We start from the raw sequence: 12,033 nt of genomic DNA, 5'->3' as shown, positions 1-12,033 counted from the left end.
GTCATGGTCATTGGCTGTTGATGAGCGCGATGCCGCGGCTGCGGAAGCCCAAGGTGGCATCGGATGCGGCCGGCAGGATGCGGTCGACGGCATCGTCGACGATGAACAGCGTGCCGACCTCCGTTTCCACCTCGTATTCGACATGGTCGCCCAGATAGGCCGAATGCAGGATGCGGCCGGCAAGCCCCTCCCCGCGCCCTTCGGACAACGAGACGGCACCGGGGCGCACGGCAAGGCTCGCCGCACCCGGCTTGGCCCTGCCCGCCGGCACCCGATGCTGGAACCCGCCGATGCGGATCTCGGCCTCGCCGCCCTCGATGCCGACCACCTCGCACGGGATGACATTCGCCTCGCCCATGAAATCGGCGATGAAGGAGGAGACCGGCTGCTCGTAAAGCTCGCGCGGGGCGCCCGACTGGGCGATCTCGCCATCCTTCATGATGATGATGCGATCGGAGACGGCAAGCGCCTCGTCCTGGTCATGCGTCACATAGACGGCGGTGAAGCCGAGACGTTGCTGGAGTTCACGGATTTCCGTGCGCACCCGGCGACGCAGGCGCGCGTCGAGGTTAGAGAGCGGCTCATCGAGCAGCAGGACCTGCGGTTCCAGCACCAGCGCGCGGGCCACGGCGACGCGCTGCTGCTGGCCCCCGGACAGTTCGGCAGGCAGGCGCTGCCCCATGCCGGCAAGGCCGACCAGAGCCAGCCCTTCCTCCGCCTTCTCCCGCGCTTCCTTTCGAGACAGGCCGGAGGATTCGAGGCCGTAGGCGACATTCTCAAGCGAACTCATATGCGGGAAGAGCGCGTAGGACTGGAACACCATCGAGACGTCGCGCTCGTTGGCCGGCAGCATGGTGACGTCCTTGCCACCGATCAGGATTTTTCCTGCCGTCGGATGTTCGAGGCCTGCCAGCATGCGCAGCGTCGTCGTCTTGCCGCAGCCCGAGGGGCCGAGCAGGGTGACGAGCGTGCCCGGCTCGATGGTCAGCGACAGGTCTGCAATGGCGGTGAAGGCGCCAAACGTTTTCTTCACGTTCTGGAAGACGACGGAACCGGCTTTCGGGGTGATCATGCGGTTTTCTCCTGACGAAGAGTGGCGGACGGGGTGACACCGGCGACGCGGTTTTCGCGCCGGAGCCGCCGTTCGCCCACGAGAAGCTGGAAGCCGGTGATGACGGTGATCATCACGACGATCAGCATGGAGGAATAGGCGATCGCCACGCCGTATTCGCCATTCTCGACGAGGCCGACGATGTAGGAGGTCGCCATGTTGTATTCGGCGCTGACGAGGAAGATGACCGCGCTGATGGAGGTGATGGCCCGCACGAAGGAATAGACGAGGGCCGCGGTGATGGCCGGGCGCAGCAACGGCAGGATGACCTTGCGGATCGTGCGGAAACTGTTGGCGCGCAGCGTCAGCGAGGCCTCGTCCAGGCTCTTGTCCAGCTGGCTCATCGCCGCGATGCCGCCGCGCACGCCGACCGGCATGTTGCGGAAAACGAAGCAGGCAATCAGGATCAGCGCCGAGCCGGTCATTTCGAGCGGCGGCAGGTTGAAGGCCATGATGTAGCTGACGCCGATGACCGTGCCGGGAATGGCAAAGCTCATCATCAGCGCGAATTCGAAGACATTCTTGCCGGCAAACTTCTGGCGCACGATGATGTAGGCCGTCAGCAGGCCGACGGCGGCCGTCAGCGGCGCGGAGATCAGTGCGATCTCCATCGTCGTCCAGAACGAGTTCCAGGCGACGCCCGTCCAGGCAATCCCGTTGTCGAAGCTGATCGAGAAGGCTTTTGCGTAATGGTCGAGGGTCAGCGAATTATCGAGCCCCCAGGTTTTTACGAAGCCGCCGACGAGGATCATGCCGTAAATGACGAGCGTGAAGAGGCCCCACGGAATGACGAGGGCATGCACGCCGATCGAGACGCCGCGCGGAAGCGCAATGTGCGCGCCACTGTCGCCTTTGCCGGTCACGGTGGCAAAATTCTTGCCGGAGAGCCAGAAGCGCTGGGCAAGGAAGGCGGAGAGCGTGAAGCACAGGAGCACGGTGGCAAGCACAGCGGCGCGCGAGGGATCGTTCTGCGAGCCGACGACGGCGAAGAAGATTTCCGTCGACAGCACGCCATGGCTGCCGCCGAGCACCAGCGGGTTGCCGAAATCGGCCATGCTCTCGATGAAGCCGATGAGGAAGGCGTTGGCGAGACCGGGTTTCATCAGCGGCAGCGAGACGCGCCAGAAGGTGCGCCAGCGGTCGGCGCGCAGGGTCTGCGAGGCCTCCTCCATCGACGGGCTGACGCCCTCGACGACGCCGATCAGCACGAGGAAGGAGATCGGCGTGAAAGACAGCACCTGTGCGATCCAGATGCCGGTGAGACCATAAAGCCAGCGGCCGGGTTCGATGCCGAAGAGGTCGGAAAGGCCCTGCGTGATGACGCCGGCGCGGCCGAAGAGAAGGGTCAGCGCAAGACCGATGACGAAGGGCGGCGTGATGATCGGCAGGATGGTGAGCAGGCGCAGGCCCTTCTTATAGGGAAAGCGCGTACGCGTGGCGACGAGCGCGAAGGCAAGGCCGAGCAGTGTCGAACCGAGGCCGGTCATGATGGCGAGCCAGAGCGTGCGCCACGCCACGCCGCAGCGTGCGCCGCCGGTGAGGCAACCGAGGCTCCAGATGCCGGGATCCTGCATGTTGCGGATGAAGTTGTCCGGGTTGAACGACCCGTCGAAATCCTGCACCGCGCCGATGAACATGCTACCGATCGGATAGAAGACGAAGACGACGACCAAGAAGACGAGCAGCGAAATCGAACTGACGACGAAGGCATCCCCCTTCATCACGCCGCGCTCGGCTAGACCGAAGGCAAAGAGCAAGACGAAACAAACGGCCGACAGAACGGCGCCGGCGCCCATCGACGGCTGGCCATCGGAAAGCGGGCCGAACAGGGTTTCGCCGATCGTCCATGTCCAGCCGGTGAAGCTGATGGCAAGGCCCTGCAGCGCGAGGAACAGGACGCCGAGCGCCCCCACCCAGGCCAGCACGGCGCCGCGGCGCATCGGGTCCGCCATGCCGCGGGCCGCACCGGCGATGAGGAGGAGCAGCACGGCGACGGCAAGCCACAACCGGCCGTACATGGCGACCTGCACCAGGTTGGGCGCCGCCTCGGAAGAAAGGGGGAAACCGGCAAGCCAGCCGAACCCGTAGAAGCCGCCCTCGATCCGGTACCAGGGCAGAAGGGTCAAAGCGACCGCGCCCAGGATCAGGACCATGTCCAGCCTGCGATTGCCATGCGTCATGGCCGACCTCGCTGTTTTACTGTTTGTGGAAAGGCGGCGCCCGGGGGAGACGGGCGCCGCCACTCAGGACATCATCAGTTGGCGACGGCGCCGACTTCATGGTCCCAACGCTCCAGCAGCGCCTTGCGCTTTGCCGGGTCGCCATAGGTCTTGAAGTCGTAGTCGATCAGCTTGATGTTCTCGAAGCGCGGCGCTTCCTTCGGGATTTCAGCGCTCTTGTTGGAGGGAAGCTGGAAAGACTTCGCATCCTTCATGCGCGACTGGACTTCCGGGGTCAGCGCCCAGTCGTACCAGATCTTCGCATTGTCGAGGTTGCGCGCACCCTTGACGATCGACATGGAGCCGATCTCGTAGCCGGTGCCCTCGCAGGGCGTGATCGACTTGACCGGGAAACCTTCCGCCGTCTGCGCCACCGCATCGTGCACGAAGACGATGCCGAGCGCCGTCTCGCCGCGCGCTGCCGCCTTGACCGGTGCCGAGCCGGACTTGGTGTATTGCGAGATGTTGTCGTTGAGCTTCTTCAGGTAGTCGAAAGCCTGGTCCTCGCCCATGATCTGCACGAGGGAGGCAAGCGCCGTGTAGGCGGTGCCGGACGAGTTCGGGTTGGCGATCTGGATTTCGCCCTTCAGTTCCGGCGCCAGCAGGTCGGCCCAGCAGACCGGCTCCTTAAAGCCCTTCGACTTGAAGATTTCCGTGTTGTAGCCCCAGCCGAGCGCGCCAGCATAGACGCCAACGGTCTTGTAACCGGAGCTTTCGGCCTGCTTCTTCGCCCAGTCGTTGAGTTCGTCGAGCTTCGGCGACTTGTATTCCAGCGTCAGGTTTTCCGATGCGGCCTGAAGATGCGGGTCGCCCGTGCCGGCCCACCAGATGTCCGTCTTCGGGTTGCGGGCTTCCGCGCGCACCTTGGCATAGGTCTCGCCGGACGACAGGCGCACCATGTTGACCTTGATGTCGCTGTGGGCCTTCTCGAAATCACCCTTCATCTGCTCGCAGATGACGACATCGGCCGAGCAGATGAGGTTGAGATCACCGGCCGCCTGCGCCGGCAGCGCTGCAAGCGCCGTACCGGCGAAAAGCATAAGGGAAAGGGTCTTGGTCATGGGGGCATCCTCCTGTTGCCTGGTTTTGGATTTTTGGCGCGGACAAGCCACAGCAAGGCCATCGGCCTGCTTGCGAGCGGCGCGTTCACGATTTCGGAATTCGGTTGGCGTTGGCGGTCAGTTCGTCGCGGATATCACCGCATCGAACCGTTCGAGCAGACGACTTCGCTCTTCCGGCGAGCCGAAGGTGGCGAAGTCATAGTCTACCATCTTGATCAGCGAGATATCCGGCGCCGCAAGCGGCAGGGCTGATTTCGCGTTGGACGGCACCTGGTTCTGGCCGGACGCTGCCCCGGTGCCCTGCCCTTCCGGGCTGAGCGCGAAATCGACGAAGCGCTTCGCCTCTTCCGGATGCCGGGCGCCCTTGACGATGCTGACGGCGCCGATCTCGTAGCCGGTGCCCTCGCAGGGCGCGACGATGACGAGCGGCGAGCCCGCCTGCTTCTGCGTGACGGCGTCATGCATGAAGGAAATGCCGATCAGCGTTTCACCGCGCGCCGCAGCCTTCACCGGCGCGGAACCGGCCGTCGTGTACTGGTCGATATTGCGGTTGAGCGCTGCGAGGAACCGGAAGGCCTCATCCTCGCCGAAAAGCTGAACAAGGGTCGCGAGCGTCGTAAACGCGGTGCCGGAAGAATTCGGATTGCCGCTCTGGATGCGGCCGCGATAGGCGATGTCCGTCAGGTCCTTCCAGCAGGTCGGCGCCGGCAGCTTCAGGTCCCGAAGCAGATTGGCATTGTAGGCAAAGCCGAGCGCTCCGGCATAGATGCCCGCCGAACGGCCGCCGGACATCGCGAAGAAATTCTGCGCCCAGGGCAGCATGTCGCGCTCATGCGCCGGCTGGTAGGGTTCCAGCAAGTCTTCGGATCCGCCCTGCAAATGGGTGTCACCCGTGCCGCCCCACCAGACGTCGACGGTCGGGGCCGCCTTTTCCGCGCGGATCTGGTTGAGGATGTCGCCGGTGCTCTTGCGGGTCATCGCGATGTCGAGACCGGACTTGGCCTCATAGGCCGTCTTCATCGCGGCGCACCACGCCTCGTCGACACCGCACAGCACGGTGAGCGCCGGCGCGGTCATGCCGGCCGTGGCGGTGCACAGCCACAAAGCCACGCCCGCGCCGAATGCGGTGATGCCTCTCACGATGTTCCTCCCTTTGGAACGATGAACGTCCCAATCTCCGCAGTCAGGATGTCATATTTGCCGCGCGCCGCAACCCGCTGAATGGTTACCGTTCTTACAGCCTGGAACACCATTGGCATGGCAAAAATGACAAAGATTACAAATGTGACACGTCGCATAACGCGAGGCCGCTTTGAAGATTGTGACCGCGCCTACTATGATGCGTGCGGGAGGACGTGCATGTGTTGAATGAGAGGATACGGATTCTGATCGTCGAGGACGATCCGGATATGGCGGAGCTCATCTCCGACCTGGTGGAGGCGGAAGGCTGGATACCCCTGACCGCCCCCTCGGCGGAAGAGGCGACGGTCGTGCTTGCGCGCGAAACTGTGCATTTGGTGCTCGTCGACCATAACCTGCCCGGCACCTCGGGCCGCACCTTCGCCCAGCGCCTGCGCGCGCAAACCAATATCGGCATCGTCATGGTCACGGCGGCGGGCAGTGCCGCGGACCGGGTGCTGGGGCTGGAGACGGCGGCGGACGACTATGTCGTCAAACCCTTCGAGCCGATCGAACTCACGGCGCGCATCAAGGCCGTATTGCGCCGGACGATCCCGTCGCTGAAGCCCGAGCGTGAAACCGAGCGTGAGCACGAACCGGCGGCGCTGAAACTCGGCGACTGGTCGGTCGATCTTAAAAAACGCCGAGCCATCTGCCTGAGTGATCCAACCAAGTCTCTCACCAGCGCCGAGTTCGCCCTGCTGGAAATCCTTGCCGAAACGCCGAACATGCCCGTCAGCCGCGCGCACATCCTCGACCGGCTCGGCGCGGAAAGCGAGCGCTACATCGATCGCAATGTCGATGTGCTCGTGCTGCGCCTTCGCCGCAAGATCGAGCGCAATCCGGATCTGCCGCGCCACATCCAGACGCGCCGGGGCAAGGGCTATATGCTGAGCACGGACGAAGGTGAGCCTTCACCGTGATCAGCCGCCCTTTCCTCTCGTCCATCGCCTTCAGGCTGCCCTTCGCGATCGCCTTCATCTGCGTGCTCGTCTTCAGCTTGGCGACCATCGCGGTCTACGGCCTGCAGCGTGCACGGGAGGAAATGGCGGCTTACGGGCTGCAGGCGTTTTCCAGTCTCGCCAAGGCCTCGCTCGTCTCGCGCCAGGTCTCCGACCTCGTATCCAGCGCACCCTTCCTGATGAACGCGACCTCGCCCTACCGGGTCTCCAGCGAAAGCCGCGCCGTTGTCGCGCAGGTGGACGCGCTGCTGCGCACCATGCAGCCGGAAAACAAGGAGACGACCGTGAAGGGTTTTTCCGGTGGCCATATCGTCGAATTGCTGGAGACGATCCGAACGCAGACGACGACGCTCGCCGGTGACGCGGAAGCTGCCCAGCAGCACAAGGCGGAGGCGGCCGCGGCACTCGGCGAGATCGCCACGGGCAGCGGCATAGCCGACGCCGATTTCCGCCGCCGGCTCAATGGCATCGTGCAATCGGCCTCGAATTCCGACAGCCTCTTCCAGCTCGGCGAGCTGCGCCGCCGCTACGTCGCGGAAACCACGCCCCGCCTCGAGCGGGCCGCGCCGGACGTGCGGATTTCCTCGGGCGAACTCGTGCCCTATGAGCGCGTCTTCGAGGCACAGACGCGCTACCTGCTCGAAATGTTTTCCATCCGCGCCGCCGTGGGACGCCTGCATTCCGTGTCCCGCGACCTTTCGCACGCCACCGAAACGCAGAGCGAAGCCGTCGCCCGTGGCCTCAACGAAGACCTCGTCTCGACCTCCGATGCGCTGAGCCGCCTGCTCGTCATCGTCGCCTTCGCCGCGCTGCTTGTGCTGGTCATGGCGATCTTCTCCATCCGCTCCGTCATGCGGGTCTCGCGCGGCATCGTGGCGCTCTCCACCGGCATGAACGCGCTGGCGGAAGGGCGCAAGGATGTCGAGACGCCGAGCTACAGGGGCACGGAAACGGAACTGGTGCGCCTGCTCGAAGCGTTCCGCGCCTTCCGGGAGAGCGTCGAACGCGTGACGCGGCTGCGGCGCACGGCGGAGGCCGCTGCCCGCACCATCCGCTCGACTTTCCGCAGCATGAACGAAGGCATTGCGCTGTTCGATCCACGCGGCCGGCCGATCACTATGAACCGGCGCGTCATCGAGCTGGTCGGCTGGTCGGGTTCGGCGCGGAAACTGCCGCTGCGGAAATTCGTGACCCCCCTACCGGAAATCGACCCCGCCCTCCTGCCCGCCGAAAGCGATGCCGGCCTGCTCGACGACCGGTCGGTGCTGCGCCATCGCTCCGAAGCGGGCCGGGTGACGGAAGTGTCGCTGTCACGCCAGCCGGATGGCGGCATCGTGCTTCTGGCGCGCGATGTTACCGACATGGACCGGCAGGAGGCGGAGGCCGCGAAAATCCAGCGCCTCGACGGTATCATGCGCATGACCCACCAGGTTAGCCACGAAGTCGGCAACATGATCGGCATCATCACCGGCAGCCTCGGCCTGCTGGAGCGCGAAACCGGCTTCAACGACCGACAGAAACGCCACCTCGCCCGCATCCGCAAGGCGGCCGACCGGGGCCGATCGCTTGCCGGCAGCATGCTCTCGATCGGCAGCCAGCAGCCGATCCACCCGGGCGCGGTGGAGATCGGCGCGCTGCTGCGCGGCATGGCGGACGTGCTGGAAATCGCCATCGGCGAAAAATGCCGGCTTGCCTTCGAGATCGCCGAGACGCTGCCCACCGTCCTCATCGACGCGGCACTCTTCGAACAATCGATCCTCAATCTCTGCCTCAATGCGGCGGCGGCCATGCCCGCTGGCGGGACAATTCTTGTTCGTTGCGCCGGGAACGATGCCGGCGTCACGGTATCCGTCACCGACAACGGCATCGGCATGTCACCCGAGGCCGTCGACAGGGCGTTCGAACCATATTTCACGACGCGAAATGACGAGGGCGGTGCGGGCCTCGGCCTCGCCGTCGTCTACGGCTTCATGCGCCAAAGCGGCGGCGATGCACGGATCATCTCCACGCCGGGAAAGGGAACGACGATAGAATTGGGGTTTCCGGTTTGACGGCGCAGGCCGAAGCCTCCGAAGGTCGCGACCGTCAACGCGGCACGAATTCGACGAGCAGGGATTTGAGTTCGATTTCGCGAACGCGCCGCGCTGCCTCGTCCGGGCTCACCCAGGCAAGCGTCCGCTCGGCCTTCTCCTTGAACCTCTCGGCAACCTCCGTCACCTCGATCTGGTAGATGTCCACGATACAGGGCGCGACATCGCCGTCGTCCAGCACCTTCAGATAGGTGTAGTGTCCGACCGATGTCTTCTTGACCTTTCCGCGCACACCAGCCTCCTGAAAGGCCTCGATCGCTGCGGCCTGGTGCGGTTTCTTGTCTTTCATCGGCCAGCCCTTGGGGATGATCCAGCGGCCGCTGTCGCGCGAAGTGACCACGAGGATTTGAATGCCGCTGCCATCGGGCAGGTAACGGAAACAAAGGGCCGCATATTGCTGGCGGAAGGCGCCTGAAAACAGCTTTTCCGGCGCTGCAGCAAGTTGCTGCAACAAGGTCTTGGGCTTGCGTGTTCGCCCCTTTGCCTTCCGCGTGGCTTTCAAGATTCTTCTTTCCGCAGGCTGTGTCCGGTCGGGACCATTTAGAGCAAACTTCCTGTAGTTCAAAACGGAACGACGAGCCTGTATTTGCTCCGATCCCCCAAGCCGGAGAGAGTGAGGCTCGCGCCTCCTACCGTTCGTTCAGCGCCCTGTCAGGACACGCCGTCAAAGAGCGTCCCATAGAAATTGGGTAACGCTCCATGCACACGTTGTTAAAATGGTCCGGTGTTTTCTCCAGCCTGATCGGCCTTGTTCTCGCAGTCTATCTCGTCGCAATCCAGCTCACCGGGAATTTTGCGACGGTTCTGGCTGGCGAGCTTTATCGCTCCAACCAGCCCACCGCCGCCCAGATTGCCGGCTATGTCGCAAACTACGGCATCAGAACGATCGTCAACCTGCGCGGCAGCAAGCCGAATGCCGCCTGGTATCAGGAAGAATCCACCACGGCGCGAGCACTCGGCTTGACCCTTATCGACTTCGATATGTCGGCGAACCGGGAGCTCAGCGTCGATGAGGCGCGCCAACTGGCGACCCTTCTTCGGGATGCGCCGAAACCGCTGCTCATTCACTGCCGTTCCGGCTCCGATCGCACCGGCCTCGCCTCGGCCATCTATCTCAACCAGGTCGCGAATGTCGACAAGGAGACAGCCGAATGGCAGCTTTCCCTTCGCTTCGGGCATATCGGCATTCCATTCGTCTCGCCGGCCTATGCCATGGATGAAAGCTGGGAGCGATTAGAGAAGGCTTTCGGTCGTGCTCAGGAACCTTCGTAAGACCGCTCCTCTGTCGAAGCATTGCCGCCTCAGCGCAAGGCGGAAAACACGATCTCGGCCTGAAATCCGTCCGCCTGCCCGGGAATGGGCGAGGTCAGGATGAGGCTCGCCCGCATCTGCGCAAGCAGCCTGTCTGCGATGGAAAGGCCGAGTCCCGAGCCTGACGCGAGCGTCCTGCCGCGCGAAAATCGTTTGCGCACGGCGACAAGCTCGGCATCGGACATGCGGGTCGCGCCATTGCGGATGCGCACATTGCCGGCCGCGGTGAGGTGGATGTCGACGGGCTCGTCGGGCCGCCCGTGCAGAAGCGCGTTTTCGATGAGGTTGCGCAGCACGATGGCAAAGGCGTCCGCGGCACCTTCGCATGTTCGCGATCCGGCGGGATCACGCGTGAAACGGATACGGTCACCGTCCCCGGACGCGCGCTGAAAGTCGGTGACGACGACGTTGACGACATCCGCGACGTCGAAGGTGGTTTCCGCTACGCCAATGCCAGCTTCGGCGCGGGCGAGTTGAAGCAACTTCTCGGTCAGCTTGGTGAGTTTCTGCAGTGAAGCCTCGATCTGCCGGGCACGCGCACCCGTGGGCGAATCCTTGAGCTCCGAGAGAAGAAGCTGCGTCTGCGCCAGCGCACCGGCAATCGGCGTGCGCAGCTCATGCGCGCTGTTCGAGGTGAATTCCCGCTCAGCGGCCAGCACGTCGCGCAGGCGCGCCAAAAGCAGGTTGACCGACCGCAGGATCGGCCGCAACTCCTGCGGTAGGCTGACCTCCTCGATGGCCGCAAGATTGCCGCCGTCCTTCTCGCCGATCGCCGCACGCAGCGTTTCGACCGGCCGCAGCACGCGGCGCACGACAAACCAGACAGCAAGAACCGTGACCGGAACAATGAGCAGGACCGGCAGCAGAAGTGCCAGCGAGCCTTCGACGACGGCCTCGTGCCGCTCCTGTGCGGAATAGGTCACCTGCACGAAAATCGTCCCGTCGCCCGTCGACGCCGTATAGACACGACCGTCCTCACCCTCGAAAAAACCGACCTTCAGCGGCGCATCGAACGGCTCGCCGGCCGCCGCATGGGAATGCAGGAGCACACGACCCGTTTTGTCGCGCACCTGATAGGTAAGGTTTCCTTCGCCGGGTTCCGCGCGAAACGAATCGCTGCGTTCCCGCGTGCCGAGATCCTCTTGGTGGCGTAGGTCATCGACCGCGAGGGGCACGAGACGCTCCGCCGTTTCCTGAAGAGAGCCGTCGAAAATTTCGCCGAACTCGTCGCGCATGACGAGGGCGCCAAAACCCACGGCAACGAGCCAGAGAGCGGTGATGATCACGGTGATCCACAGCATGAGCTGGCCGGCAAGGCTTTTCGGCGTGAAGGCCCCCTGGCGCAACGACGGACGGTGCACGGTTTTCTCCGTCTCCAGATGTTGATCTGTCATCGTCCCAACCTGTAGCCGATGCCGCGCAACGTCTCGACGCAATCCTTGCCGAGCTTCTTGCGCAGCCGGCTGACATAGACCTCGACCGTGTTGCTCTCGATCTCCGAGCCGAAGGCGTAAAGCGCCTCCTCGATCTCTCCCTTGGAGACGATGGCGTCCGGCCGCGAGGCAAGCCGCGCCAGCACCGCCCATTCGCGGCTGGACAGATCGACCGGCGTGCCGTCCCGGACTACACGACGATCGGCGAGCTGGATCGTCAGCGGCCCGGCCTCCAGCACGGGAAGCGACGCGCCAGCATAACGCCTGGCGACGGCGAGCATGCGGGCACCGAGTTCACCGAGATTGAACGGCTTGACGAGGTAGTCGTCGGCCCCGCTGTTGAGCCCCTCGATCCGGTCGGAAATCTGGTCATGGGCCGTCAGGATGATGATCGGCGTGGCGGCACCCACACGGCGCAGGTCCTTCAGCAAGGTCAGGCCGCTGCCGTCCGGCAGGCGCAGGTCGAGCAGGATCAGGTGGTAATCAACCGTTCCGGTCGCCGCCCGGCCGTCATCCAGCGTCTGCATCCAGTCGACCGCATGGCCAAGCCCGGCCACATAGTCCCGCACCGCCTCGCCCAGAACGGCATCATCCTCGATCAGCAGAATTCTCAAGCGCCGGGCTCTCCGCATTGCATCGGCGACGCTGCAGCCACCTTTAAGGCCAT

General features: G+C 64.1%; 10 protein-coding genes. 3 read left to right on the top strand and 7 right to left on the bottom strand.

The window, feature by feature from the left end:
- Nucleotides 1-7: 7 nt before the first annotated feature.
- The 4 genes from AC1RT2_RS26470 to AC1RT2_RS26455 form a co-directional block, all read right to left on the bottom strand.
- Nucleotides 8-1,072, bottom strand: coding sequence for an ABC transporter ATP-binding protein (locus AC1RT2_RS26470; protein WP_493106788.1), 1,065 nt, complete (start codon nucleotides 1,070-1,072; stop codon nucleotides 8-10).
- Nucleotides 1,069-3,291: an ABC transporter permease gene (locus AC1RT2_RS26465; protein ID WP_493106786.1), complete on the bottom strand. Its 2,223-nt coding sequence runs from the start codon at nucleotides 3,289-3,291 to the stop codon at nucleotides 1,069-1,071. Before AC1RT2_RS26465 ends, AC1RT2_RS26470 begins: the two co-directional genes overlap by 4 nt.
- A 74-nt stretch (nucleotides 3,292-3,365) precedes the next feature.
- Complete coding sequence (locus AC1RT2_RS26460; protein WP_493106784.1) at nucleotides 3,366-4,391, bottom strand: ABC transporter substrate-binding protein; 1,026 nt, start codon at nucleotides 4,389-4,391, stop codon at nucleotides 3,366-3,368.
- 117 nt (nucleotides 4,392-4,508) lie between these two features.
- Nucleotides 4,509-5,531 carry an ABC transporter substrate-binding protein gene (locus tag AC1RT2_RS26455; protein ID WP_493106782.1) on the bottom strand — a complete coding sequence of 341 codons (1,023 nt, stop codon included), beginning with the start codon at nucleotides 5,529-5,531 and terminating at the stop codon, nucleotides 4,509-4,511.
- 221 nt (nucleotides 5,532-5,752) lie between these two features.
- Here AC1RT2_RS26455 and AC1RT2_RS26450 point away from each other — a divergent pair, with 221 nt between their 5' ends.
- Together AC1RT2_RS26450 and AC1RT2_RS26445 are read left to right on the top strand one after the other, a co-directional pair.
- A complete protein-coding gene (locus AC1RT2_RS26450) occupies nucleotides 5,753-6,493 on the top strand; it encodes a response regulator (RefSeq protein ID WP_493106780.1) in 741 nt (246 codons plus the stop codon).
- Entirely contained in the window at nucleotides 6,490-8,583 is a 2,094-nt protein-coding gene (locus tag AC1RT2_RS26445; protein WP_493106778.1) for a sensor histidine kinase, read from the top strand. The genes AC1RT2_RS26450 and AC1RT2_RS26445 overlap by 4 nt, the downstream gene beginning before the upstream one ends.
- Before the next feature lie 34 nt (nucleotides 8,584-8,617).
- On the opposite strand, the gene AC1RT2_RS26440 is transcribed toward AC1RT2_RS26445, so the two are convergent.
- A complete protein-coding gene (locus AC1RT2_RS26440) occupies nucleotides 8,618-9,124 on the bottom strand; it encodes an NUDIX hydrolase (protein ID WP_493106776.1) in 507 nt (168 codons plus the stop codon).
- Between the two features lie 197 nt (nucleotides 9,125-9,321).
- On the opposite strand from AC1RT2_RS26440, the gene AC1RT2_RS26435 reads away from it, so the two are divergent.
- Nucleotides 9,322-9,894 (top strand): dual specificity protein phosphatase family protein, encoded by a 573-nt coding sequence (locus AC1RT2_RS26435; protein WP_493106774.1) that lies wholly within the window; start codon nucleotides 9,322-9,324, stop codon nucleotides 9,892-9,894.
- A 29-nt stretch (nucleotides 9,895-9,923) separates the two neighbouring features.
- Here the strand turns inward: AC1RT2_RS26435 and AC1RT2_RS26430 are convergent, their stop codons facing one another.
- Both AC1RT2_RS26430 and AC1RT2_RS26425 read right to left on the bottom strand, forming a co-directional pair.
- A complete protein-coding gene (locus AC1RT2_RS26430) occupies nucleotides 9,924-11,327 on the bottom strand; it encodes a histidine kinase dimerization/phospho-acceptor domain-containing protein (protein WP_493106772.1) in 1,404 nt (467 codons plus the stop codon).
- Nucleotides 11,324-11,980, bottom strand: a complete 657-nt coding sequence (locus AC1RT2_RS26425; RefSeq protein WP_493106770.1) for a response regulator transcription factor — start codon at nucleotides 11,978-11,980, stop codon at nucleotides 11,324-11,326. Before AC1RT2_RS26425 ends, AC1RT2_RS26430 begins: the two co-directional genes overlap by 4 nt.
- Nucleotides 11,981-12,033 lie beyond the last annotated feature (53 nt).

The sequence above is a fragment of the Shinella sp. GW821-FHT11G07 genome, from assembly GCF_058808115.1.
Note: the sequence above shows the minus strand (reverse complement) of the source record. Positions and strands in the feature narration are given on the sequence as shown.